The 25,590-nt window shown below is 70.3% G+C and carries 13 protein-coding genes, 2 rRNA genes and 1 riboswitch; of the genes, 8 read left to right on the top strand and 7 right to left on the bottom strand.

The window, feature by feature from the left end:
• Positions 1 to 3: 3 nt before the first annotated feature.
• A riboswitch (cyclic di-AMP (ydaO/yuaA leader) is annotated at positions 4 to 156 on the top strand.
• Positions 157 to 167: 11 nt separating this feature from the next.
• Positions 168 to 1,199 carry a M23 family metallopeptidase gene (locus CCZ36_RS15680; protein WP_069740486.1) on the top strand — a complete coding sequence of 344 codons (1,032 nt, stop codon included), beginning with the start codon at positions 168 to 170 and terminating at the stop codon, positions 1,197 to 1,199.
• 164 nt (positions 1,200 to 1,363) lie between these two features.
• On the top strand, positions 1,364 to 2,311 hold the full coding sequence (locus CCZ36_RS15675; RefSeq protein ID WP_069740487.1) for an aldo/keto reductase: 948 nt from the start codon (positions 1,364 to 1,366) through the stop codon (positions 2,309 to 2,311).
• Here CCZ36_RS15675 and CCZ36_RS15670 read toward each other — a convergent pair.
• The 4 genes from CCZ36_RS15670 to CCZ36_RS15655 all read right to left on the bottom strand — a co-directional run bounded on the left by CCZ36_RS15670 (position 2,292) and on the right by CCZ36_RS15655 (position 7,800).
• Positions 2,292 to 3,794, bottom strand: coding sequence for a PrsW family intramembrane metalloprotease (locus CCZ36_RS15670; protein ID WP_069744670.1), 1,503 nt, complete (start codon positions 3,792 to 3,794; stop codon positions 2,292 to 2,294). The two genes, CCZ36_RS15675 and CCZ36_RS15670, sit on opposite strands and share 20 nt — an antisense overlap.
• Before the next feature lie 74 nt (positions 3,795 to 3,868).
• Positions 3,869 to 4,840, bottom strand: a complete 972-nt coding sequence (trmB, locus tag CCZ36_RS15665) for a tRNA (guanosine(46)-N7)-methyltransferase TrmB (RefSeq protein WP_128817895.1) — start codon at positions 4,838 to 4,840, stop codon at positions 3,869 to 3,871.
• Entirely contained in the window at positions 4,833 to 6,089 is a 1,257-nt protein-coding gene (gene lhgO / locus CCZ36_RS15660; protein ID WP_069744672.1) for an L-2-hydroxyglutarate oxidase, read from the bottom strand. The genes trmB and lhgO overlap by 8 nt, the downstream gene beginning before the upstream one ends.
• A gap of 121 nt (positions 6,090 to 6,210) precedes the next feature.
• On the bottom strand, positions 6,211 to 7,800 hold the full coding sequence (locus tag CCZ36_RS15655) for a sporulation protein (protein ID WP_069740491.1): 1,590 nt from the start codon (positions 7,798 to 7,800) through the stop codon (positions 6,211 to 6,213).
• Between the two features lie 854 nt (positions 7,801 to 8,654).
• On the opposite strand from CCZ36_RS15655, the gene CCZ36_RS15650 reads away from it, so the two are divergent.
• The gene (locus CCZ36_RS15650; RefSeq protein ID WP_107474875.1) at positions 8,655 to 10,766 is read left to right on the top strand and encodes an asparagine synthase-related protein; all 2,112 of its coding nucleotides are present in this window, start codon (positions 8,655 to 8,657) and stop codon (positions 10,764 to 10,766) included.
• Between the two features lie 109 nt (positions 10,767 to 10,875).
• On the opposite strand, the gene CCZ36_RS15645 is transcribed toward CCZ36_RS15650, so the two are convergent.
• On the bottom strand, positions 10,876 to 12,882 hold the full coding sequence (locus CCZ36_RS15645) for a sigma-70 family RNA polymerase sigma factor (RefSeq protein ID WP_128817894.1): 2,007 nt from the start codon (positions 12,880 to 12,882) through the stop codon (positions 10,876 to 10,878).
• 272 nt (positions 12,883 to 13,154) lie between these two features.
• A complete protein-coding gene (locus CCZ36_RS15640) occupies positions 13,155 to 14,078 on the bottom strand; it encodes a TetR/AcrR family transcriptional regulator (RefSeq protein WP_370738602.1) in 924 nt (307 codons plus the stop codon).
• A gap of 387 nt (positions 14,079 to 14,465) precedes the next feature.
• Between CCZ36_RS15640 and CCZ36_RS15635 the strand changes: the two genes are divergently transcribed.
• Together CCZ36_RS15635 and CCZ36_RS15630 are read left to right on the top strand one after the other, a co-directional pair.
• The gene (locus CCZ36_RS15635) at positions 14,466 to 15,893 is read left to right on the top strand and encodes an NAD(P)/FAD-dependent oxidoreductase (RefSeq protein ID WP_079149776.1); all 1,428 of its coding nucleotides are present in this window, start codon (positions 14,466 to 14,468) and stop codon (positions 15,891 to 15,893) included.
• Between the two features lie 289 nt (positions 15,894 to 16,182).
• A complete protein-coding gene (locus tag CCZ36_RS15630; RefSeq protein WP_069740636.1) occupies positions 16,183 to 17,847 on the top strand; it encodes an ATP-binding SpoIIE family protein phosphatase in 1,665 nt (554 codons plus the stop codon).
• A gap of 38 nt (positions 17,848 to 17,885) precedes the next feature.
• Here CCZ36_RS15630 and CCZ36_RS15625 read toward each other — a convergent pair whose 3' ends face one another.
• Positions 17,886 to 19,214 carry an MFS transporter gene (locus CCZ36_RS15625; RefSeq protein WP_128819525.1) on the bottom strand — a complete coding sequence of 443 codons (1,329 nt, stop codon included), beginning with the start codon at positions 19,212 to 19,214 and terminating at the stop codon, positions 17,886 to 17,888.
• 132 nt (positions 19,215 to 19,346) lie between these two features.
• On the opposite strand from CCZ36_RS15625, the gene CCZ36_RS15620 reads away from it, so the two are divergent.
• The 3 genes from CCZ36_RS15620 (at position 19,347) to CCZ36_RS15605 (ending at position 25,553) form a co-directional block, all read left to right on the top strand.
• Entirely contained in the window at positions 19,347 to 19,904 is a 558-nt protein-coding gene (locus CCZ36_RS15620; protein WP_006125761.1) for a MarR family winged helix-turn-helix transcriptional regulator, read from the top strand.
• 701 nt (positions 19,905 to 20,605) lie between these two features.
• Positions 20,606 to 22,133 (top strand): 16S ribosomal RNA (locus CCZ36_RS15610).
• A gap of 297 nt (positions 22,134 to 22,430) precedes the next feature.
• Positions 22,431 to 25,553: ribosomal RNA gene (locus CCZ36_RS15605) — 23S ribosomal RNA — on the top strand.
• Together the 16S and 23S rRNA genes form the textbook arrangement of a ribosomal RNA operon.
• Positions 25,554 to 25,590: the final 37 nt, after the last annotated feature.

Raw genomic sequence — 25,590 nt, 5'->3', positions numbered from 1 at the left:
CGCCGCGCGCGAGCGCCGAATTCCGCAAGGAAACCGGGGAACCACCTCCATGGGGTGAATCGGACGCCTGCGTCTCGTGAGAGGCGGAGGGGCCCGTAGGAGACCTTCCTGCTCCGAACCCGTCAGCTAACCCGGTAGGCGAGAAGGAAGGAAAGGAGTGCGCCCACGTGGCGTCCAACAAGCCTGCCCCTGAGGTCCCGTCACCCTTCAGCCCCGACAGCTACGGTGGCGCCGAACGGTCCGTGGGGGAGTGGAATCCCACCGAGGACTCCATCCGGCCCGTACGCGGCAGGCACCGCGTGGCCAAGCAGCGTGGTCTGGCCCGTAGCTCCACCGTCCTCGGGGTCGGCGTCATAGCGGCCGTCGGAGCGGGTGGCATGGCCACCGCTCAGGACAAGGCACCCGTCTCCATCTCTCTTCCCGATTCCATCGCGGACAACCTCCCCGACGCCAAGTCCCTTCCCGGCGTCGGGTCCTTCATGTCCGACGACGCGGAGGCCGTCCCGGTCGCCGCGGCCGCGCCGCTCACCACCGCCGGGCTCACCAGCGCCGAGGCCGAGCAGGGCACCGACGCCGGCGAGGCACTGCGCGCCCGGATCCTCCAGCAGGCCGAGCAGCAGCAGGCCAGCGCCGACGCCGAGGCCAAGGCGGCTGCCGAGAAGGCCGCGGCCGAGAAGGCGGCGGCGGAGGCCAAGAAGCAGCAGGACGAGGCCGAGGCCGAAGCCGCCGCGAAGAAGAAGGCCGAAGAGGAAGCGGCGAAGAAGAAGGCGGAGGAGGAGCGTCTCGCCAAGCTCGCCGCCAGCTTCTCGCTGCCGACCTCCTCGTACACGATCACCTCGACCTACGGTCAGTCCGGTGCGCTCTGGTCCTCGGGCCAGCACACCGGTCTCGACTTCGCCGGGTCGGCCGGCGCGCCGCTCAAGGCCGTGCACAGCGGCACGATCACGTCGGCCGGCTGGTCCGGTTCGTACGGTTACCGCACGGTGCTCCAGCTCGATGACGGCACGGAGATCTGGTACGCCCACCAGTCCTCGATCGAGGTCTCGGTCGGCCAGAAGGTCACCACCGGCCAGACCATCGGCCGCATGGGCGACAGCGGCAACGTGACCGGCGTCCACCTCCACCTGGAGGTCCGCACCGCCGGCGGCTCGGCGATGGACCCGATGGCCTGGCTGAACAGCAAGGGCCTCTCGGTCTGAGCCCCCGGGCCGCCCTTGCCCGGCGGCCCGCCCCCGAAACCCCGGCAGCCCTGACGCACACCCCCCGACGTCAGGGCTGCCGGTCTGTCCGGGGAAGGGACGGGCATGCCCGGATGGAGCACGGTGAGGAATACCGGCCCCCGCCCGGCCCGTTGAACCCTCACATGACTTCCGCGCGCACCCCCCTCGGCACCTCCGGCCTCCAGGTCTTCCCCCTCGCCCTCGGCGGCAACGTCTTCGGCTGGACGGCGGACGAGGACCAGTCCTTCGCCGTCCTTGACGCGTACGTCGAGGCCGGCGGCAACTTCATCGACACCGCCGACGCGTACTCCGCCTGGGCCGACGGCAACCGGGGCGGCGAGTCGGAGACCGTCATCGGCAAGTGGCTCGCCTCCCGTGGCAACCGGTCCGACATCGTCGTCGCCACCAAGGCCGGCGCCCACCCCGACTTCCGGGGCCTGTCCGCCGGCACCATCAAGGGCGCGGCCGAGGCGTCGCTGCGCCGGCTGGGCACCGACCACATCGACCTCTACTACACACACTTCGACGACGAGACCGTTCCGGTCGAGGAGATCATCACCGCCCTCGACCAGTTGGTGAAGGACGGCAAGGTGCGCCACATCGCCGCCTCCAACATCAGCCCCGAGCGCCTCGCCGCCTCCCTCGCCTTCTCCGAGCGAGAAGGCCTCGCCCGGTACGTCGCGCTTCAGCCGCACTACAACCTGGTCTCCCGCTCCACCTACGAGGGCGCCCTCCAGGACACCGCGGCCGCCGCGGGCCTCGCGGCCGTCCCGTACTACGCGCTCGCCTCCGGATTCCTCACCGGCAAGTACCGCCCCGGTACGACGGTGGAGAGCGCGCGCTCCGCGAAGGCGGGCGGACATCTGGAGTCGGAGCAGGGCCGCAAGGTGCTGGCCGCCCTCGACCAGGTGGCCGGGGAACGGAACGCCGAGATCGCGACCGTGGCCCTCGCCTGGCTCGCCGCCCGGCCGACCGTCGCCGCCCCGATCGCCTCCGCCCGCACGGTCGAACAGCTCCCCGCCCTCGTCGCGGTCGCCGGCCTGCGGCTGACGGACCGGGAGATCGCGCTGCTCACCGAGGCGTCGGCCTGACGGAGCCGGGGTCGCCGTACCCGTAACCGTATCCGTGGTGCTGCGCGGGGGGCCGACCGTACGACTGCCCGTACGCCGGGCCGTATCCGTACGCCGGGCCGTATCCGTACCCGGGGCCGTGCCCTTGCGCGGGGGGCCGGCCGTACGGCATCGGCGCGCGGTGGCCGTGGTGCGGGCCACGGTGGGAGGTGAGGCGGGCCGCGTGAGTCAGGGCCGGGGCCGCGATGTCCCGGCGCTGCCACAGGTGGTGCAGCAACTCCCGCTCCCGGGCGCCGAAGTCCGGGCCCACCGCGCCGTGGCGGGCCCGCCGGCGCAACCCCGCGAGCGACGTCGCGAACGACTCGTACTCCGCGACCGCGCGGGCCGCCGCCCGCCCCCGGGCCCGGTCCCGCTGCCAGTGGCGGGCCAGATCGCGGGCCATGCCCCGGGCCCGCATGGAGGAGAGCGCCGTCGGCTCGGCGGGGGTGAGCCAGCCGGCCGCGGCGTACGCGGGCAGCTCTGCGGCGAGCGTGCGCAGCTCCCGCTGGCGCGACCAGATCGCCAGCCAGGTCACCAGCGCGAACGCCGGGACCATGACGATCCCGTACACCGCGTAGAAGCCGTACGGGCCGAAGGCCGACGAGCCGTTCCACAGGGCGTGCAGCCCCATCGCCAGCAGTAGGCCCAGCACCGGCAGGGCGATCCGGCGGACCCGGTGGCGGCGGGCGCTGACGGCCGCGAAGCCGAAGCCGAGACCGGTGAGAACCGTGAACAGGGGGTGCGCGAACGGCGACATGACGATCCGCACGAAGAACGTCCCCGCCGTCACCGAGGCCAACCCGGAGCTGCCGAGCTGCTGGTCCTCGCCGAAGGCGTTGCCCAGATAGAGGATGTTCTCGGTGAACGCGAAGCCCGTCGCGGTGAAGCCGGCGACGACGATGCCGTCCACCACCCCGCTGAACTCCCGTCTGCGGAACAGGAAGATCAGCAGCACGGCCACCGCCTTCGCGCTCTCCTCGACGACGGGGGCGATCACCGTCGCCCCCAGGGTGTCGGCGCTCGCCGGGTCGGCCGTCGCGGTGGCTATCCAGCGCGTCGCGAAGGAGTTGGCGATGATCGCGACGAGCGCGGCGGCGCACGCGCCCCAGGCGAAGGAGAAGCTCAGATTCCGCCAGGGGCCCGGCTCGACCCGGTCCAGCCAGCGGAACGCCGCCATCAGCAGCGGAACCGGCAGCACCGCCAGGCCCAGACCGACGAGGAACCCCTCCGGGCCGGTCTGTTCACGGACGAGGGCGAGGATCAGCAGCCCGCACAGCAGGAGCGCCACGATCACGGCCCCGGCACGGAACACCTTGCTGCGCCACACCATGCCGACGCGGCGCGGCCGGTAACGCGCCCGGCCGTGCTCCGGCGCGGAGCCCAGGACCTCGTCGAGCCGCTGCTCGTGGAGGAGGACCGGGACGGCGGGGTGCGCCTGCTGGGGCTGCGCGGAGGGGTCGGACACCTCTCGACCCTAACGAGGAGCACCGACAACCGGCGACGGCGCATCCGGCCATCGCCCGACCGCCGGCCGGTGCGTCAGACGCGGGCGAACAGCAGGTCGTGGACGACGTGCCCCTTGTCCAGGCCCTGACCCTCGAAGCGGGTGAGCGGCCGGAACGCGGGACGCGGGGCGTAGCCGCCGTCGGCCGCGGTGTTCTCGAAGCGGGGGTGCGCGGTGAGGACCTCCAGCATCTGCTCGGCGTACGGCTCCCAGTCCGTGGCGCAGTGGACGATCGCGCCGGGCTTCAGCACCGGGGCCACCAGGTCCAGGAACGCGGGCTGGATGAGCCGCCGCTTGTGGTGCCGGGCCTTGGGCCACGGGTCGGGGAAGTAGACCCGCAGGCCGTCCAGGGACTCGGGGGCCAGCATCTCGCGCAGCAGGATGACCGCGTCGCCGTTGGCCACCCGGACGTTCGTCGAGCCCGCCTTGTCCGCGAGGCCCAGCAGATTGCCCTGGCCGGGAGTGTGGACGTCGACCGCGAGGATGCCGGTGCCCGGGTCGTCGGCCGCCATCTGCGCGGTGGCCTCCCCCATGCCGAAGCCGATCTCCAGGACCACGGGCAGCCCGTCGAACAGCTCGGCCAGATCGAGGACGCGCTTGCCGTCGATGTCCAGGCCCCACTTGGGCCACAGCCGCTCCAGGGATTCCTGCTGGCCGGTGGTGACCCGGCTGCGGCGCGGCTGGAAGCTGCGGATCCGGCGCTCGTGGTGCGAGCCGGCCGGGTCGGCGGCGGGGCCGCCGGGGAAGCGCGGCTCCATGCGCAGCCGGCGCGCCCGCTCGAAGGAGGCGGCCCGCAGCGCGGCGGCTTCGTCGGAGGTGGCGTCGGTGGCCGGGGCCTCGTCGGCCCTGGCGTCGGCCGCCGTGGGGTCGGTCGCGGCGTCGGCGAGCGCGTCGGCCGCCGTGGAGCCGGTCCGCGCGGGGCCGGCCGGCGTCTCGTCGGTCGGCGTCGCGTCGGGGGATCCGGCGGGGGATCCGGCGGGGGTGGGGTTCAGAGGCTGCTCAGACACAATGACCGGATTCTACGGCGGGCGGCTTCCACCCCGTCCCCCGAGCCCGGCGCAGCGCGAGCCGTGCCACCTCCCGTCCGATGGGCAGGCACGCCGTCGCCGCGGGCGACGGGGCGTTGAGCACATGCACGGTGTGCGGGGCCTCGCGGATCAGGAAGTCGTCGACCAGCGTGCCGTCCCTCAGCACTGCCTGGGCCCGCACCCCGGCGGGCGACGGGCGCAGATCGTCCTCGGTGACGGCGGGCAGCAGCCGCTGGACGGCCCGGGTGAACGCGGACCGGGACAGCGAGCGGTGCACCTCGCCCGCCCCGTACCGCCAGTGGCGGCGGGCGATCTGCCAGGTGCCCGGCCAGCTCAGCGTGGACAGCAGTTCGGCGGGGCTGACCCGGGGCCAGGTGTATCCCTCCCGGGCCAGGGCGGGGACCGCGTTCGGCCCGACGTGGACGGAACCGTCGAAACCGCGGGTGAGGTGGACGCCGAGGAAGGGGAAGGCCGGGTCCGGCACCGGGTAGACCAGACCGCGCACCAGCTCGGGGCGGGCCAGCGCGTAGTACTCCCCCCGGAACGGCACGATCCGCACCCCCGGATCGTCCCCGGCGAGGCGGGCCACCCGGTCGCTGTGGAGCCCCGCGCAGTTGACCAGCACCCGGGCCCGCACGACCGGGCCGTCCGCCGTGCGCACCGCGACGCCCCAGGGGCGCCGGTCCACCGCGGTGACCTCCGCGCCGTACCGCACGATGCCGCCCGCCGCCGTGACCTCGGTCGCGAAGCGGGTGGCCACGGCGGTGAAGTCGCAGACGCCCGTCGTGCCGACCCGGATCGCCGCCAGGCCCCGGACCTCCGGTTCGTGCTCCGCGATCTGGGCCGGGCCCAGCTCCCGCACGGGCAGCCCGTGCTCGCGGCCGCGCTGCACGAGGGCGTGCAGCCGGGGGAGCTCGGAGCGCTCGGTGGCGACGATCAGCTTGCCGGTGGTGGCGTGCGCGATGGAGTGCTCCGCGCAGAAGTCCGCGAGCTCCGCCGAGCCGCGCAGCGCGTACCGCGCCTTGAGGGAGCCGGGGCGGTAGTAGATGCCGCTGTGGATCACGCCGCTGTTGCGGCCGGTCTGGTGGCGGGCGGGGCCGCGCTCCTTCTCCAGGACCGTGACCCGGGTGCCCGGAGCCGCCCGGGTCAGCGCGTACGCGGTCGACAGACCGACGATCCCGCCGCCGATCACCAGCACATCGCAGTCGTACGCCGCGTGCGTCATCATCACGCCACCTCCCACCCCGATAGTGCACTGACCCACTGACAACCGGCTCAAACCCGAGATGGGCGGGGCGTGGCGCACATTCCGCCCGGCACCGGCCCGGTGGGCGGAGTGTGCGTCCGGGTCAGGCCTGGGTGACCAGCAGCGGCCGGGCCCGCTCGCGCAGCTCCGCGACGCGGGGCTCGTCCCCGTACGGCTCCAGGCGGTGCAGCAGATCGCGCACGTACTCCGTGGTGCGGGCCGAGGAGATCCGGCCCGCGACCTCCACCGCCCGGGTGCCCGCGGCGCAGGCGGCGTCCAGATTGCCCGACTCCAGCTCGGCGACGGCGGAGACGACGAGCCGTAGTCCGTGGCTGCGGACGAACTCCTCGGTCGGCCGGGACAGCGCCTGCTCGGTGAAGCGCCGCACCTGGCGGGGGGCCTTCAGGTCCCGGTAGCACTCGGCGGCGTCGGCGGCGAACCGGTCGTAGCCGTAGAAGCCGAGCCAGGACGGATCGGCGTCGCCCGCCCGGGACCGCTCCAGCCAGCTCTCGGCGCCCTTGAGCGCGGCCCCCGCGGCCGGTGCGTCGCCGGCCTTCGCATGGGCGCGGGCCTCCACCAGCCGGAAGAAGCTCATGGTGCGGGCGGTGGCGAGGCCCCGGTTGCGCTCGACGGCGGCCTGGGCGAGGTCGACGCCCTCGTCGGCGAAGCCGCGGTAGGTCGCCTGGAGGGACATCGAGGCGAGGACATAGCCGCCGAGCGGCACGTCGGCGGCGGCCCGGGCCAGGCGCAGGGCCTGGATGTAGTAGCGCTGGGCGGCCTCCTGCTGGCCGGTGTCGAAGGCCATCCAGCCGGCCAGCCGGGTCAGCTCGGCGGAGGCGCCGAACAGGGCCCGTCCGACCTCGTCGGTGTACGAGCCGAGGAGCAGGGGAGCGGCGTCGACGCGTAAGCACTCGGGAACCATGGAGGAGCGCCAGTCGCCGCCGCCGTACTTGGAGTCCCAGCGCCGGGCGTCCTGGGCCGCCTCGCGCAGCTTCGACACATCGCTGTGGCCGACCCGCAACGGCGTGGCGTCCGCCACGGACTCCGGCCCGGGCTGGACCGGGACCGAGCCCGCCGCGCCGGGCGCGGCGCCGCCGGTGTGGAGGATGTGTGCTCCCCGGGAGTCCGGTGCGCTCCCCGGCCCCTGGGCTCCGGCCGTGCCGGGGCCTTCGGGTGCGCCGCCGCGCGCCCCGAGGATCGCCGCCTGCGCCGCCGTCGGGTCCCGGGCCACCGACGGGTCGGCGGGGGTTATGAGCCAGCGGGAGGCGGGCGTCGCGTAGGCGCTCACCGAGAAGGATCCCGCCAGGGACTGCCAGATCCCGCCGCCGCCCCGCCGCCCGGCCAGATCCAGCCGGTACAGCTCGGTCGCCGACCGGACCGCCTCGCCCACGTCCCGGGGGAAGGCGAGACCGACCTCCGGGGCCGGGTCCGCGTCGGCGAGACCGATCTCGTGCAACGGCACCGGGCGGCCGAGCTTGGCCCCGATCGCCGCCGCGATGAGATGCGGCGCCGCGCCCTGCGGCACCATTCCCTTGGCGACCCACCGGGCCACCGAGGTCTTGTCGTAGCGAAGTGTCAGACCGCGCTGTGCTCCGAGGTCGTTGACCCGCCGGGCTAGCCCGGCGTTACTGATTCCCGCGAGGGCGAGAACCGTGCCGAGCTTCTCGTTCGGCCCGCGTTGCTCCCTGGACATGCGCCACCCCTCGACACACAGACGGCCGCCGCGTCACCGAGGACGGCGCGCGGCATTCGTACCGATGCCTCCCCAGGTTCGAACCCTCGTACTCCGCCTGCACACGCATGTGGCTGAGCCCCGAGGAATATGCCCCCCTGTCGAGAACACCAGTAAACACAGCGTAGTTCTCCCTATCCCTACCGTTAAGGGGCAGACGTCCGGATGGCGGGATTGTTGTTCGCGCGGGCGGTCCGGGTGCCCGGGCGGGGGTGTACCGGCCGGGGTGCGGCGTGCTCCCGGTGTGTGGCCGTGCGCCCGGCCGTGCGCTCTGGCCCGCCCTGTCGCGTGGCGCTTGGCTGAGTCCTGCGTGGGTCGGCCCGCTGCACTGGACTCAGTGGGCTGGGGGAAACCGCCGCTCCATTCCCCGCGGGCGGCGGACCGGTCCGGGAGGTGAGGCCCACCTCCCGGACTGTGCGTGGAGGGGTCGCCAGGGGGGCGCGGCACGGTATGCGCGCAGGGCGGCGCTTCGAGAGAATGGCCGAATAGCGACGATCCGGTGAGGGTCTGGCCAACGGTCCGACTATGGCCGGATATCGTCGCTGTTTCCGGGCGGCGCCGGCCCCTCCCCTGCCTCGGGGGGCGGGCCGGGGCGGCGCGGCGACCGTACGGCCCGACCTTCACAACTCCCGGAACCGGCAATTCCGTTGCTGTCGTCGCGGTGAAGACCGCGTCGGGCCTTTGCCAGGGGCGCATGCTCTTCCGGCGTGCGCTGCCCGTACACCCTCTCCTGCGGCGTTGTCGTGGCAGCATGTCCCGCAGCGGCGTTTTCGCTCATCTCGTGCGCCGTTTGTCCACAGCCTGTGGAGGCGGCGATGCGTTGGTTGGTGGGATGGAGCAGTATCGCCGCGAGCTTCGGCACCGTCGGCGCCGTCGGAAACGGCGGAGAGGGGCGCACGGTCCACCCCGTGGGCTCCCAACTCCTGTGGGGCGACCCGGATCCGCTGTGGGCGGTCGGCGACTGGCGCCCCGACGAGATCCGCGTCATCGGCGTCGCCACCCCGGAAGGCGCCCCCACCGTCCGCCTCGCGGTCCTCGGCTGCTGCGGCGCCACCGACGAACAGCTCCGCGTCGGGCTGCTCGCCGCACGCGGCGGCGCGATGCGCCATCTCACCGCCTGGCCCGGCAGTTACACCGCCGTCGTCCAGATCGGCCGCCGCATCACCGTCGCGGGCGATCTCGCCGGCGCCCGGCCCGTCTTCCACACCCCCTGGGCCGGCGGCACCGCCTACGCCACCGCCGCCCTGCCGCTCGCCGACCTCATCGAGGCCCAGCTCGACATCGGGCACCTCGCCGCGCTGCTCGCCTGCCCGGAGACCCCCGAGGCCCTCGGCGACGGCACGCCCTACGAGGGCGTGCGGCGGGTCCCGCCGGGCCACGCCCTGATCCTGCGCGAGGGCTCGCGGGAGATCACGGGGTACGAGGCCGTCGCCTCGCTCGCCGTCGCCGCGCCCCAGGCCGACCCGGTGCACGCGGTGGAGGGCGTACGGGACGCGCTCGTCGAAGCCGTACGCGCCCGGCTCACGGCCCCGCGCCACGCGCCGGAGAGCATGCCGCAGGACCCGGGGCCGGTGCCCGGCATGGGCCCCGCCGACCGGCGCGCGGCCCGGGGCGGACCCGTCGCGGGCATCGGCGCCGACCTCTCCGGAGGCAGTGCGTCCGCCACCCTCGCCCTGCTCGCCTCCGGACTGCCCGGACTGCCCGGCACCCTCCTCGGCCACGGCACCGGCGCCGGTGAGCGGCTGCTCGCCGTCACCTTCAACGACCTCACCACCCGCGGCAACGAGGACGAGATGGAGCGGGCCCGCGCCATCGCCGCCAACCCGCGCCTGCACCATGTGGTCGTCGCGGCGGGCGAAGAGGCCCTGCCGTACGCCGCGTTGGAGACCGGCGCGCTCACCGACGAACCGGCTCCCTCCCTCGTCCTCGCCGAACGCCACCGCCGCCGGCTCTCCGCGGGCAGCGCCGACCACCTCGTCGGGACCGGGGCCCGGCAGGTGCTGGACGCCCACCCGGCCCGCCTCGCCGACCTCCTGATGGACCGGCGCAGACGCCACCTCCTGCGCCCCGTCGCCGCCCTCACCAAGGCCGAAGGCCCCACGGCGCACTCCCTGTTCGTCCCGCTGACGGTCTACCGCGCCGCCCGCCGCCTGGCCCGTACGTCGTACCGCACCGGCCTGGAGTCCGCCGCCGGACTCCTCCCCGACGCCAACCGTCACGCCCCCGACCTCGCCACCCCCGCCGACGCCTCGCTCGCCGCCCTCGCCTGGTCGCGCCCGGGGCCCGCGGCACGCTGGCTGACCGGGGAGGCGCTGGCCGAAGTATCGGTTCGCCTCCAGGAAGCGGCGATCCGGCCCACCTCCGTGCAGCGCCCCGGCGAGGCCCGCGCCCGCGCCACCCTCGCCCGCGCCGCCGCCGACCACCGCATCCTGGAACAGGCGGCCGAGATCCGCAGCCAGCGACTGCACGCCCCGTTCCTCGACAACCAGGTCGTCCGGGCGGCCCGCGCCCTGCCCGAGTCGCTGCGCGTCCAGCCCGGCGCACGGGCCGCGATCCTGCGCCGGGTGCTCGGCGGGGCGGGCATCCACGATCTGCCACCCGGCTGGGGCACGCCCTCCCAGGCCACCTCCACCGCCGTCACCCGGACCGGCCTGCGCACCGCGCTGCCCGAGCTGATGGCCCTCTTCGACGCCCCGCTGCTGGCGGACGCGGGCCTGGTCGAGGCCCGGGTGGTGCGCAAGGCCCTGCGCGCCGCGTCCGAAGGGGAGCCGCTGCCCCTGGACGGCTTGGCGGACCTGGCCTCCACCGAACTGTGGCTGCGCCGCCTGGTGACCCGTCGAGGCACCTGCTGGACGGGGACGGCCGCCCCGCGCCAGCGCGCGGTCGCGGGCGGTGTGATCCCCGCCCGGCGCACCCTCCAGCCCTGACCGGAATCCGCCGGGGGAGAACGCCGGCAGGGCGCCGCCACCCGGCTGTGCTGACCGGCCAGCCGGGCTCGGGCTGCCCCGACCGCGGGAGGCGCGACGCGCGTACGGCTCAGACGCAGCTGATCCGGGACTCCGCCCAGTCGGCCAGGGCCACCCCGCCCATCGGCCCCTCCGGCTCCACCACGAGGCGGATCGAGGACTGGCCCGCGATGCCCACGCTCACCGGGACGGCGGGCGCGCCGCCCTCCATCACCGGGGAACGCCACAGCCGGGCCCCGTCCCCGTTGAACACGGAGAAGCGCACCGCACCGAGCCCGAGCGTCATGTCGTCCACCCCGACCATGGCCTCGTAGCGCGTGCACGACCGGTTCAGCTGGATGGTCACCGAGGAGCGGGCGTGCACGGTCACCCCGTGCGCGTAACGGGTGGAGGCGATCGACACGTTCGACCGCTGCCAGACCCAACTGCTCGGGCCCATCGCCACTTCCGGCTCGGTGTGGTCGCCGAACACGGAATACGCCAACTCGCTGACCTGGTACACCTCCGGGGCGGGCGGCGGCGGTGTGGGCCTCGGCGGTTCAGGCGTCGGCTTGGGGGACGGCGGCGGGCTCGGCGCCGGGGGAGCGGGCTGCGGCGGCGGTTGGGGCGAGGGCGTGGGACTCGGCGTCGGCGAGGGCTTCGGGGCCGGCTCGGACGGGGACGGTGCCGGGGGCGCGGGCGGCGCGGGCGCGGCCGGTGGTTTCGGCGCCGGCTTCGGGGACGGCGGCGGAGGCTCCGGCGTCGGCACGGCGGGCGCCACGGCCGGAGGCTTCGCGACCGGCCTGGGCTCCGGCTTCGGCTGGTCGTCGCCGACGAGCGCCCAGACCAGGCCGGCCGCGGCGGCCACCGCCACGGCGGCGGCGATCCCCGCCTTCGCGGGTGCCCCGAGCCCCTCGGAGGCCGCGGCTCCACCGGCGGCCCCGCCGGTGGAACCGGACCCCGTGGCCGCGGCGGCGGCACCCGCCCCCGCGGCCCCGGCCGCACCACCGGCCACGACGCCCGCGGCCTTGAGCGAGAACCCGGCGGCGAACCAGCCGATGACCGCGACGGGCAGCAGCGCCGGAATGCCCGCGTTCACGTGGTCCAGCTCGCCCGCGGCCACCCGGCACTTCGCACACTCGTCGAGATGCTTGCGCAGCCCGCGTTCGGCCCGGGTGCGCAGCCCGCCCCGGGCATGGGCGCCGAGCCGGTCGGCGTACTGCGCGCAGTCCCCGCCGGTGGTGAGCGCCTGGCTGACGTGGGCCTGGAGGTACGCCTGCTTGAGCCCCTCGCGGGCACGGCCGGCCAGAACGGCGGTGGCGTTGGCGGTGAGGCCGAACAGCGGGGCGATCTCGCTCGGCGACTCCTCCTCCACCGTCGTGTGCCACAGGACCGCCTGCCAGCGCTCCGGGAGACTCCGGAACGCCTGCATCGCCATCGACTGCTCGGCCTCGTGCATCGCGAGGACATCGGCGCCGAGTTCGAGGGTGTCGTCGTCGGAGAGCTCCGAGGAACGGGTCGCCTGCGCGGCGAACACCGCGAAGTCGTCGACCAGATGCTCCCGCTTGGCGCTCTTGGTCCAGGCGGCGGCGACATGGCGGACGGCGGTCATCAGATAGGCCCGGACCGCTTCCGTCGGCCCCTTTCCGCCCCGTACCGCCTGGAGCGTGCGGGCGAACACCTCGGCTGTCAGGTCGTCGGCGGTGTGCGCGTCCCGGCAGCAGCTGCGGGCGTAGCGGAGCACGGCGCCCGCATGCCGCCGGAACAGCTCCTCGTAGGCCTGGTCGTCGCCCGCCCGCATGTCCTCGATCAGCCGGGCGTCCGAGGGTCCGGCCTCGGGGGCCCCGCTGCGGCCGGCGCGCTGCTGCGGAACCGCGTGCGGGCCGGAGCCCGCACCGGCAGCCTCGCCGGGCGTGTCCTCCTCGGCGACGGCGGGCCACGGGCCGGGCAGGACGGTGCCGCCCTCGGCCTCGCCGCCCGACGGGCCGCGCACGGCCTGGACCGGCACCTGCCCGGCGGACAGCCCGTCCGCCTTCGTGTCCCCGTCGCCCGCAGAGATCTCGCCGAGCGGCTCTTCCTGCTGCTCGTTACCGCTCATCGCGGAAGCCCCCGTATACACCCTCGGACCCGAATACCGGCCAAGACTGCCACATGGCTCAATCGTGTTGGCCTCTCAGTCCCGCCAACCACTCATCCGGGGCGTTTTCCCGAATGTGAGTACTGGAGCCCTCTCTTTCGGGGAATGCCCTCCCGTTGACGCGGCCGAGCGATGCCGATGCGTCCGGGCGAGTTGACGCGTCCGAGCGAGTTGACGCGTCCGAGCGATACGGGCGAGCGCGGACCGGCACGCAGGACCGCCGACCCCGGCCGTCACGCCGGCCGCGACCGCAGCCCCTCCAGCAGGATGTCCAGCAGCCGGGCCGAGGCCGCGGCCTGCTGAGCGGCGTCCGGCAGCGAGGGAGCCGCCGTGGCGATGACCAGCAGCACATCGGCCACCGTCACGTCCCGGCGCAGCTCTCCGGACTCCCGCGCCCGCTCCACCAGCCGTCCCACGACCTCCAGCAGCTCGACCGCGCCCGTCTCCTCGCCGAGGCCGTCCAGCCCGTCACCGCCCCCGGCGGGCCGACGGCCGGCGCCGCGGAGCTCGTCCTGGCCCACGCCCTGCCGCTGCTGCGGAACCCGGGCCTCGTCCACGGATTCCGAAGCCGCCGGCACACCCGGCTGCTCCTCACCGTCGACCCCGACCCGCAGCACCTGCGGCGGCAGCAGCCGGCCCGCGCCCGACGCCACCGACGTACGCAGGAAGCGGGAGAGTGCCGACCAGGGCTCTTCCTCCTGCCCCAGCGCCGTCCGCGCCTGCTCGGTCAGCCGGGCGGTCTCCTCCTCGGCTATCCGGCGCACCAGCACGTCCTTGCTGGGAAAACGCCGGTAGACGGTGCCCACGCCGACGCGTGCCCGACGGGCCACGTCCTCCATCGGGGCGCCGTAACCCAGCTCCCCGAACACCTCGCGGGCCGCCCGCAGCACATGCTCCAGATTGCGCTGCGCGTCGACCCGCAGGGGAGCCGAGCGCGACGCGCCCGCGGCCCCCGTCGTCGCCGTTCCGGTCGTCGTCGCCCCGTTCGGGGCCTGTCCGGCAACGGCCGAACTCAGCGCCGCGGCACTCACCGCGGCCGCGGAACGAACAGCGTCGGCCGAGCTCATGACGCCCAGCGCACCCACGGAGCCGAGGCGTCCTGTGTCATCGGAAGCGCGCGAGAGCGCAGCCTGGCCATGAGTATCCTGAATATGCATAACTCCCCCGGTTATGACGTCTCCCCCCGGAGACTTCCCGCCGTTTCAGCCGGGGAGCGGAGCCATACGAAATCCGCACCCGACACCCCGACGGGTTACGAACATAGTTGAGCCCGCGTCAATTCAGAAGGGGGTTGTTCCGCATGGGGCGCCCCCCGGTCGGACCACCATCCGATCCGCGCCGGAACATCGCCCCTCCGCTCACCCCACACGTACCGCCTGACCTGCACGGCTGTCGCTTCCCGCCGCCGACGGGCCCCGAGCGACGCTGTCGGCCCTCCGGTCACACAATTTGCCGGGCCTGTGGACAAACCACTGACTCCGTTGCGTCATGGGGTGGTGATGGCTCCAGATTTCCGGGGGACGACCCCCGGCACCCGGCCAGGTGTGCGCGTTCTCGTCGTCGGCGGCGGCTACGTCGGGATGTACACAGCGCTGCGTCTCCAGCGGAAGTTGAAGCAGAGACTCAAGAGCGGCGACGCCGAGATCGTGGTCGTCACGCCCGAGCCCTACATGACGTACCAGCCCTTCCTCCCCGAAGCGGCGGCCGGCTCGATCTCGCCTCGCCATGTCGTCGTGCCGCTGCGCCGGGTCCTCAGGGACTGCACGATCGTCATCGGCGAGGCCCAGCGCATCGACCACGCCAAACGGACCGCGACCGTCACCACCCTCGCCACCGGTGAGGACGGCACCGGGGCCCTGGAGATCGGGTACGACGAGATCGTCATCGCCCCCGGGTCCGTATCGCGCACCCTGCCGATCCCCGGCCTCGCCGACTTCGGCATCGGTTTCAAGACCGTCGAGGAAGCCATCGGACTGCGCAACCACGTCATCGAACAGATGGACATCGCCTCCGCCACCCGCGACCCCGCGATCCGCGACGCCGCGCTGACCTTCGTCTTCGTCGGCGGCGGCTACGCGGGCGTCGAGGCGCTGGCCGAACTGGAGGACATGGCCCGCTACACGGCGCGGTACTACCACAACATCAAGCCGTCCGACCTGAAATGGATCCTCGTCGAGGCGTCCGGGCGCATCCTCCCCGAGGTCGGCGAGGCCATGGGCACCTACGCCATCGGCGAGCTGCGGAGCCGGAACATCGACGTCCGCCTGGAGACCCGCCTCGACACCTGTGAGGACCGCGTCGCCGTCCTCAGCGACGGCTCCCGCTTCCCCACCCGCACCCTCGTCTGGACCGCGGGCGTCAAACCGGCCCCCCTGCTCGCCGCCACCGACCTGCCCCTCACCGAACGCGGCCGGCTCCGCTGCACCGCCACCCTCGGCGTCCAGGACACGCCGCACGCCTGGGCCGCCGGCGACGCCGCGGCCGTACCCGACCTGACCGCCTCCGAACCCGGCCGCGAGACCGCCCCCAACGCCCAGCACGCCGTGCGCCAGGCGAAGATCCTCGCCGACAACGTCCTCGCCGCCATCGACGGCAGGTCGCTCACGGAGTACCGCCACGCGTACGCCGGTTCGGTCGCCTCCCTCGGCCTGCACAAGGGCGTCGCCCACGTCTACGGCCGCAAGCTCAAGGGGTACCCCGCCTGGCTGATGCACCGTACGTACCACCTCAGCCGGGTACCCACGTTCAACCGGAAGGCGCGCGTCCTTGCCGAATGGGCCCTGTCCGGACTCTTCAAACGCGAGATCGTCTCCCTCGGCTCCCTGGAGCACCCCCGAGCCGAATTCGAACTCGCGGCGGGCGGCGGCGGTTCCGGCGCCCCGGGACTTCCCGGCCCCAGCCGCCCGAAGGGCCCCGGGGAACCGCCGCGGGACGCCGGAGAGCCGCCGAGGGACGGCCGGAGAGACAGCTGACGGCCCGGCCGGAGAGCCGGCTGACGGGCCGTCGGCCGGACGGCCCGGCGGCGACTGTCAGTACGGTCGGTCACACTGGACGTGTGACCATAGGTGGGCCCACACCTGCACAGAGTGACCCGGTCGGCAGTGACCATCAGTGACCAGCAGCGACGCACCGACAGCACGACGAGGCCCGGCTGCGCCTTCCCGGGGGTACGGCCCCCGGAGCCCCGAACACGGCCGAGGAAACGGCAGAAGAAGCAGCCCGCCCGAGCGGACCAGACCGACACACGAGGCCAGAAATACCGTGAACTTCACGCGTTGGAGCGCCCGCCTCCCCGGAACGCAACGCCGAGCCGCCGCGCGGGACGACCGCAGTTCCGTGCCGGCCGCCCGAGCCGAGCACGCCCGCCCGGAGGGCACGCCCGCCCAGCCGGACGACGCCGCCCCGGCGCCTTCCTCCCCCGCGCCGACGGAGGGCCCGGCCGGACCCGCCCTCGACGACCTCTCCGCCCGCGAGATCCTCGGCCGGCTCCCCGCCCCCGTCGCCCTGCTGCACGGGCCGGACCACCGGGTCGCGTACGTCAACGACGCGTACGAAGCCACGTTCGGCCCCCGCCCGGCCGGCGTCCCCGCCGCCGAGGCCATGCCCGAGCTCGACCGGCTCAGCGTCCTCCCGCTGCTCGACCAGGTCCTGCGCAGCGGCACCCCCCGCACGGTCAAGTCCCGCAGAACCACCGAGGGCGGCTCGTACACGGTGACCTGCACCCCGATCGCCGGGGAAGGCGGCGTCCTCGTCTACGCCGCCGACGTCACCGACCACGCCGAGGCCGCCGAACGCCTGCGCACCAGCGAGCGCCGCCACCGCGAGACGGCCGTCACCCTCCAGCGCTCCCTGCTCCCGCAGGAGCTGGAACAGCCCGACGACCTCCGCATCGCCGCCACCTACCAGCCCGGCGGCACCGACGCCGCGGTCGGCGGCGACTGGTACGACGTCATCACCCTCGGCGCGGGCCGCACCGCCCTCGTCATCGGCGATGTCATGGGCCGCGGGGTCCGGGCCGCCGCCGTCATGGGCCAGCTCCGCACCGCCGTCCGCGCCTACGCCCGCCTCGACCTCCCACCGCACGAGGTGATCCAGCTGCTGGACGTCCTCGCCGCCGAGATCGACGCCAGCCAGATCGCGACCTGCGTCTACGCCGTCCACGATCCGAACGAGGGACAGCTCGTCTACGCCTCCGCCGGACACCTCCCGATCCTCGTCCGCGACGAGGACGGCACCGTCGAGCGCGCCGCCGACCCCACCGGACCTCCGCTCGGCACCGGGGGCTGGGTCCACACCTCGGGCACCATCGCTCTGCCGCCCGGCTCCACCGCGGTCCTCTATACGGACGGCCTGGTCGAACGGCGCAGCGAGGACATCGACGAGGGCGTCGCCTCCCTGGCCCGGGCCCTCTCCGGCGCCAAGGGATCACCCCAGGTGGTCTGCGACCGGCTGATCCGCTCCCTCGGCGTCACCGCCGAGCACGACGACGACGTGGCGGTCCTGGTCGTCCAGCACCCCGCCCGTACGGGGGCGGACGCGGAGCTGTTCCACAATGCCGCGCTCGATCTCCTCGGCGGCGTCGAGGCCGCCCCGCGCGCCCGCGCCTTCGCCACCGGAGTCCTGACCTCCTGGCGCTTCCCCGTCGAGCTCCGCGACCTCGGCGTCCTCGCCACCAGCGAGCTCGTCGCGAACTCCCTCCAGCACGGCACACCGCCGATGCGCCTGGGACTGCGGCGTACGGACCGACGGCTGATCGTCGAGGTCACCGACGGCGACGACCACCTGCCGCGCCGCCGTCAGGCCGAACCGGCCGACGAGGCGGGACGCGGCATCTCGATCATCGCCTCGATCGCCACCTCCTGGGGCAGCCGGCGCACACCGGGCGGCGGCAAGGCGGTCTGGTGCGAGTTCGCCCTGCCGCAGTGAAACAGGGCGGCAGGGCGAACGTTGCGCGTCAGGCCCGGTCAGTGACCGGCGGGGGCGGGAGCGGAGGCGGCGTTCGCGACGGGCACCGCGCCATCAGCACCCTCGGGCAGTGACACCGCCACCACCCGCGAGGGGACGGCTGCCAGCGACGGCTGATCCTGTACGGGGGTGAGCCGGCGCCCCAGCCGCAGCGCGAGCACGGTGATGCCCAGCGAGAACAGCACGAACGTCACGATGTACGGGCCGTGCAGTGACGCCCCCATCGGACCGCCGACGGCCGGACCGACCGCCAGCGCGAGCTGCTTGCACAGGGCGAACGCCGAGTTGTACTGCCCGACCATCGACGCCGGCGCCAGATCGGCGACCAGCGGGGCGACGGTCGGCGACAGCATCGCCTCACCCAGTCCGAACAGCGCGTACGTCGAGATGAACGCGGCCGTCGCCATGGCCTGGCTGCCGTGGCCCAGCCCCGCGTACCCGGCCACGATCCAGGCGAACGCCCAGATCAGACCGACCGCGGCGATGACCCGGCTGCGCCGCCGCCGCTCCACGAGCCGCAGCACGACGAACTGCGCGACGACGATGACCGCGGTGTTGGCGGCCAGCGCGAAGCCCAGGGTGGAGGGCTGGATCCCGGCGGCCTCCGTGCCATAGGCGGCGAGCCCGGACTCGAACTGCCCGTAGCAGGCGAAGAACAGCACGAAGCCCAGCACGCACAGCTGCACCATGGCCCGGTGCGAGAGCAGTGCCCGCAGCCCGCCGCCCCTGGCAGCGGCGTCGCCCGAGGGCCGGGCCCCGCCGAGGGAAGCCGTACGGGGCATCCGCACCGTGGCGACGACGACACCGAGCACCACGAACATGGCGGCCTCGATCAGGAAGAGCATCGTGAAGCTCGCCGGACGGTCCACGTCCACGAGCTGCCCGCCGACGAGCCCCCCGAGGCCGAGCCCCAGGTTCTGCAGGAAGAACTGCATGGCGAAGGCGCGCGTACGGGTCGCGGTGCTGGAACACCACACGAGCATCGTGGCGAGGGCCGGCTGCATGACGGCGGTGCCCGCACCCAGGACCGCGGCGGCCAGCACCGCGGCAGGAACACTGCTCGCGAACCCCAGGGCGGCGGCGCCCACGGAAGCCAGCGCGGAGGCCACCACCAGCACGGGCAACGGGCCCCGCCGGTCGATGGCCCGCCCGGTGAACGGCAGAACGGCCAGCGCTGCCATCGCGAAGACCGCCAGGACGACTCCCGCCGTCCCGGCGCCCAGATCCCGCACCTGCGCCACGTAGACGTACAGATACGGAACGGTGAACCCGAGCCCGAACGCGCTCAGCGCGCTGCCCAGCTGGATCCGCCGCAGCGCTGCGCCCATCTCCCTGGTCACACTCACCTACCTCAAGATCTTGAAGGAATCAGACTCGAAGACTTTAGCACTAAACTTAGAAGGTGAAAACTTAAGCCTGAAGGACTTCAAGGGTGGTGGAGGCGTGCCATACTGCCCGCCATGTCTGAGAGCACCGAGGAGCCCGGCCCCAGCGAGCCGAGCCTCGACGAACAGATCGCCGCCTACCAACGCGAGTTCCGCGACCTCGACCCCCAGGTCGAGCAGGTCGTCTCCGCACTGGGCCGCCTGAACCGCAGGATGAACGTCGCGTACGGGAGGCAGGTCGCCGCACTCGGCATCAGCAACGCCGAGTGGGAGGTCCTCAAGACCCTGGTCCTCTCGGGCGCCCCCTATCGGCTGGGCCCCGGCGAACTGGCGAAGCGCCTCGGTCTCACCCCGGCCGCCATGACCCATCGCATCGACCGGATGGCGGGCGAGGGCCTGGTCACCCGCGACCGCGACGAGAACAACCGGGTCCGCGTCATCGTCGAGCTGACCGACGAGGGCCGTACGAAGTGGCTCGAGGCGATGCGCATGGCGAGCGACTTCGAGGAGGACCTCCTCCAGGACCTGTCCGGCGACGAGCGCGGCGTCCTCGGCGAACTCCTCGTCCGCCTCCTGCGCCGGGTGGAGCACGCCCAGCCGGACGCCGGCGGCCGCCTCACGGACCTGGACTGAGGGCCGGGGAGAGGCCCTGCGGAGGACGTCGGGGGAGGGTTGACACACCCCTGATGGATCCGTAAAGTTCTCCGAGTTGTCACGGAGCCGGACGGTTCCGGGGCAGCCGATCCCGCCGCGAACGCGGCAACCAAACTTCAGCACGATCTCCCACTCGGGATGATTTCGGCATGCCGGAATTCATGACGAGGGCCCGATTATGAGCCGCCGGGAGAATCCGCTAGAGTTTGAGCGTCGGAACGGCCCAACAGCCGGGAGGACAAGCCCCGCTGACTGGGAATCAGGCCCGAAAGGATCTGATAGAGTCGGACTCGCCGGAAAGGGAAAACGCGAAAGCGAAGAACCTGGAAAGCGAAACTGCATGGCCCGCTTCGACCGGGAATCGGACACGAAAGAGTCTGGTAGAGTCGGAAACGCAAGACAGCAGGACAAAGAAGTAAACGAAGGGAAGCGCCCGGAGGGCCCCGGTGATACGGGACCGAAGGAAGCGTCCGTTCCTTGAGAACTCAACAGCGTGCCAAAAGTCAACGCCAGATATGTTGATACCCCGGCCTGCTTCGGCAGGTTGGTGGTTCCTTTGAAAGTCCTACGGTCGCCATGTGCGGCGGTAGGCAATACACAGCGAGGACGCTGTGGACAACGGGTCTTATTCCGACCGGTTGTTCCGCTCTCGTGTGTGTGCACCCGATTACGGGTAAACATTCACGGAGAGTTTGATCCTGGCTCAGGACGAACGCTGGCGGCGTGCTTAACACATGCAAGTCGAACGATGAAGCCGCTTCGGTGGTGGATTAGTGGCGAACGGGTGAGTAACACGTGGGCAATCTGCCCTTCACTCTGGGACAAGCCCTGGAAACGGGGTCTAATACCGGATAACACTCTGTCCCGCATGGGACGGGGTTGAAAGCTCCGGCGGTGAAGGATGAGCCCGCGGCCTATCAGCTTGTTGGTGGGGTAATGGCCTACCAAGGCGACGACGGGTAGCCGGCCTGAGAGGGCGACCGGCCACACTGGGACTGAGACACGGCCCAGACTCCTACGGGAGGCAGCAGTGGGGAATATTGCACAATGGGCGAAAGCCTGATGCAGCGACGCCGCGTGAGGGATGACGGCCTTCGGGTTGTAAACCTCTTTCAGCAGGGAAGAAGCGAAAGTGACGGTACCTGCAGAAGAAGCGCCGGCTAACTACGTGCCAGCAGCCGCGGTAATACGTAGGGCGCAAGCGTTGTCCGGAATTATTGGGCGTAAAGAGCTCGTAGGCGGCTTGTCACGTCGGATGTGAAAGCCCGGGGCTTAACCCCGGGTCTGCATTCGATACGGGCTAGCTAGAGTGTGGTAGGGGAGATCGGAATTCCTGGTGTAGCGGTGAAATGCGCAGATATCAGGAGGAACACCGGTGGCGAAGGCGGATCTCTGGGCCATTACTGACGCTGAGGAGCGAAAGCGTGGGGAGCGAACAGGATTAGATACCCTGGTAGTCCACGCCGTAAACGTTGGGAACTAGGTGTTGGCGACATTCCACGTCGTCGGTGCCGCAGCTAACGCATTAAGTTCCCCGCCTGGGGAGTACGGCCGCAAGGCTAAAACTCAAAGGAATTGACGGGGGCCCGCACAAGCAGCGGAGCATGTGGCTTAATTCGACGCAACGCGAAGAACCTTACCAAGGCTTGACATATACCGGAAAGCATCAGAGATGGTGCCCCCCTTGTGGTCGGTATACAGGTGGTGCATGGCTGTCGTCAGCTCGTGTCGTGAGATGTTGGGTTAAGTCCCGCAACGAGCGCAACCCTTGTTCTGTGTTGCCAGCATGCCCTTCGGGGTGATGGGGACTCACAGGAGACTGCCGGGGTCAACTCGGAGGAAGGTGGGGACGACGTCAAGTCATCATGCCCCTTATGTCTTGGGCTGCACACGTGCTACAATGGCCGGTACAATGAGCTGCGATGCCGCGAGGCGGAGCGAATCTCAAAAAGCCGGTCTCAGTTCGGATTGGGGTCTGCAACTCGACCCCATGAAGTCGGAGTTGCTAGTAATCGCAGATCAGCATTGCTGCGGTGAATACGTTCCCGGGCCTTGTACACACCGCCCGTCACGTCACGAAAGTCGGTAACACCCGAAGCCGGTGGCCCAACCCCTTGTGGGAGGGAGCTGTCGAAGGTGGGACTGGCGATTGGGACGAAGTCGTAACAAGGTAGCCGTACCGGAAGGTGCGGCTGGATCACCTCCTTTCTAAGGAGCATCTAGATTCCGTAAGGAATCCAGAGCCACTACGTCGGCAAATGTTCGACGGTGGTCAGCTCATGGGTGGAACGTTGACTATTCGGCACGACAGGTTCATTACTGCTAGTACTGCTTCGGCGTGGAACGTGGTGAGGGATCGGTTGTGTCGGGCACGTTGTTGGGTGTCTGAGGGTGCGGCCGTAAGGTTGTTCCTTCTGATCCGGTCCCAGTGAACTCACCTTTGCGGGTGGGGTGATGGGTGGCTGGTCGTTGTTTGAGAACTGCACAGTGGACGCGAGCATCTGTGGCCAAGTTTTTAAGGGCGCACGGTGGATGCCTTGGCACCAGGAACCGATGAAGGACGTGGGAGGCCACGATAGTCCCCGGGGAGCTGTCAACCAAGCTTTGATCCGGGGGTTTCCGAATGGGGAAACCCGGCAGTCGTCATGGGCTGTCACCCGCTGCTGAACACATAGGCAGTGTGGAGGGAACGAGGGGAAGTGAAACATCTCAGTACCCTCAGGAAGAGAAAACAACCGTGATTCCGGGAGTAGTGGCGAGCGAAACTGGATGAGGCCAAACCGTATGCGTGTGATACCCGGCAGGGGTTGCGCATGCGGGGTTGTGGGATCTCTCTTTCATAGTCTGCCGGCTGTGAGACGAGTCAGAAACCGTTGATGTAGGCGAAGGACATGCGAAAGGTCCGGCGTAGAGGGTAAGACCCCCGTAGCTGAAACATCAGCGGCTTGTTTGAGAGACACCCAAGTAGCACGGGGCCCGAGAAATCCCGTGTGAATCTGGCGGGACCACCCGCTAAGCCTAAATATTCCCTGGTGACCGATAGCGGATAGTACCGTGAGGGAATGGTGAAAAGTACCGCGGGAGCGGAGTGAAATAGTACCTGAAACCGTGTGCCTACAAGCCGTGGGAGCGTCGCGCATCGAGCTTGCTCGGTGCGTCGTGACTGCGTGCCTTTTGAAGAATGAGCCTGCGAGTTAGCGGTGTGTAGCGAGGTTAACCCGTGTGGGGAAGCCGTAGCGAAAGCGAGTCCGAACAGGGCGTTTGAGTTGCACGCTCTAGACCCGAAGCGGAGTGATCTAGCCATGGGCAGGTTGAAGCGGAGGTAAGACTTCGTGGAGGACCGAACCCACCAGGGTTGAAAACCTGGGGGATGACCTGTGGTTAGGGGTGAAAGGCCAATCAAACTCCGTGATAGCTGGTTCTCCCCGAAATGCATTTAGGTGCAGCGTCGTGTGTTTCTTGCCGGAGGTAGAGCACTGGATAGGCGATGGGCCCTACCGGGTTACTGACCTTAGCCAAACTCCGAATGCCGGTAAGTGAGAGCGCGGCAGTGAGACTGTGGGGGATAAGCTCCATGGTCGAGAGGGAAACAGCCCAGAGCATCGACTAAGGCCCCTAAGCGTACGCTAAGTGGGAAAGGATGTGGAGTCGCAGAGACAACCAGGAGGTTGGCTTAGAAGCAGCCACCCTTGAAAGAGTGCGTAATAGCTCACTGGTCAAGTGATTCCGCGCCGACAATGTAGCGGGGCTCAAGCGTACCGCCGAAGTCGTGTCATTCATACACATAGGGCCAACGCCTGTATGGATGGGTAGGGGAGCGTCGTGTGCCGGGTGAAGCAGCCGCGGAAGCGAGTTGTGGACGGTTCACGAGTGAGAATGCAGGCATGAGTAGCGATACACACGTGAGAAACGTGTGCGCCGATTGACTAAGGGTTCCTGGGTCAAGCTGATCTGCCCAGGGTAAGTCGGGACCTAAGGCGAGGCCGACAGGCGTAGTCGATGGACAACCGGTTGATATTCCGGTACCCGCTTTGAAACGCCCAGTACTGAATCAGGCGATGCTAAGTCCGTGAAGCCGGCCCGATCTCTTCGGAGTTGAGGGTAGTGGTGGAGCCGATGAACCAGACTTGTAGTAGGTAAGCGATGGGGTGACGCAGGAAGGTAGTCCAGCCCGGGCGGTGGTTGTCCCGGGGTAAGGGTGTAGGACGCACGGTAGGCAAATCCGTCGTGCATAAGTCTGAGACCTGATGCCGAGCCGATTGTGGTGAAGTGGATGATCCTATGCTGTCGAGAAAAGCCTCTAGCGAGTTTCATGGCGGCCCGTACCCTAAACCGACTCAGGTGGTCAGGTAGAGAATACCGAGGCGTTCGGGTGAACTATGGTTAAGGAACTCGGCAAAATGCCCCCGTAACTTCGGGAGAAGGGGGGCCATCACTGGTGATCCGATTTACTCGGTGAGCTGGGGGTGGCCGCAGAGACCAGCGAGAAGCGACTGTTTACTAAAAACACAGGTCCGTGCGAAGCCGTAAGGCGATGTATACGGACTGACGCCTGCCCGGTGCTGGAACGTTAAGGGGACCGGTTAGCTGCTCTTCGGGGTGGCGAAGCTGAGAACTTAAGCGCCAGTAAACGGCGGTGGTAACTATAACCATCCTAAGGTAGCGAAATTCCTTGTCGGGTAAGTTCCGACCTGCACGAATGGCGTAACGACTTCTCGACTGTCTCAACCATAGGCCCGGTGAAATTGCACTACGAGTAAAGATGCTCGTTTCGCGCAGCAGGACGGAAAGACCCCGGGACCTTTACTATAGTTTGATATTGGTGTTCGGTTCGGCTTGTGTAGGATAGGTGGGAGACTGTGAAGCGGCCACGCCAGTGGTTGTGGAGTCGTCGTTGAAATACCACTCTGGTCGTGCTGGATGTCTAACCTGGGTCCGTGATCCGGATCAGGGACAGTGTCTGATGGGTAGTTTAACTGGGGCGGTTGCCTCCTAAAGAGTAACGGAGGCGCCCAAAGGTTCCCTCAGCCTGGTTGGTAATCAGGTGTTGAGTGTAAGTGCACAAGGGAGCTTGACTGTGAGACCGACGGGTCGAGCAGGGACGAAAGTCGGGACTAGTGATCCGGCAGTGGCTTGTGGAAGCGCTGTCGCTCAACGGATAAAAGGTACCCGGGGATAACAGGCTGATCTTCCCCAAGAGTCCATATCGACGGGATGGTTTGGCACCTCGATGTCGGCTCGTCGCATCCTGGGGCTGGAGTCGGTCCCAAGGGTTGGGCTGTTCGCCCATTAAAGCGGTACGCGAGCTGGGTTTAGAACGTCGTGAGACAGTTCGGTCCCTATCCGCTGTGCGCGTAGGAATATTGAGAAGGGCTGTCCCTAGTACGAGAGGACCGGGACGGACGAACCTCTGGTGTGCCAGTTGTCCTGCCAAGGGCATGGCTGGTTGGCTACGTTCGGAAAGGATAACCGCTGAAAGCATCTAAGCGGGAAGCCTGCTTCGAGATGAGTATTCCCACCCTCTTGAGGGGTTAAGGCTCCCAGTAGACGACTGGGTTGATAGGCCAGATGTGGAAGCCCGGTAACGGGTGGAGCTGACTGGTACTAATAGGCCGAGGGCTTGTCCTCAGTTGCTCGCGTCCACTGTGTTAGTTCTGAAATAACG

Source organism: Streptomyces sp. S063 (genome assembly GCF_002832675.1).
Lineage (GTDB): Bacteria > Actinomycetota > Actinomycetes > Streptomycetales > Streptomycetaceae > Streptomyces > Streptomyces sindenensis.
This window is presented reverse-complemented; position numbering and strand designations above follow the sequence as displayed.

Excerpts from the sequence above, each read along its gene's own strand:
- CCZ36_RS15620 (WP_006125761.1), top strand. The coding sequence starts at position 19,347 with ATGTCTGAGAGCACCGAGGAGCCCGGCCCCAGCGAGCCGAGCCTCGAC.
- CCZ36_RS15650 (WP_107474875.1), top strand. The coding sequence starts at position 8,655 with ATGCGTTGGTTGGTGGGATGGAGCAGTATCGCCGCGAGCTTCGGCACC.
- CCZ36_RS15625 (WP_128819525.1), bottom strand. The coding sequence starts at position 19,214 with ATGGGCGCAGCGCTGCGGCGGATCCAGCTGGGCAGCGCGCTGAGCGCG.
- CCZ36_RS15655 (WP_069740491.1), bottom strand. The coding sequence starts at position 7,800 with ATGTCCAGGGAGCAACGCGGGCCGAACGAGAAGCTCGGCACGGTTCTC.
- CCZ36_RS15645 (WP_128817894.1), bottom strand. The coding sequence starts at position 12,882 with ATGAGCGGTAACGAGCAGCAGGAAGAGCCGCTCGGCGAGATCTCTGCG.
- lhgO (WP_069744672.1), bottom strand. The coding sequence starts at position 6,089 with ATGATGACGCACGCGGCGTACGACTGCGATGTGCTGGTGATCGGCGGC.
- CCZ36_RS15640 (WP_370738602.1), bottom strand. The coding sequence starts at position 14,078 with ATGCATATTCAGGATACTCATGGCCAGGCTGCGCTCTCGCGCGCTTCC.
- CCZ36_RS15675 (WP_069740487.1), top strand. The coding sequence starts at position 1,364 with ATGACTTCCGCGCGCACCCCCCTCGGCACCTCCGGCCTCCAGGTCTTC.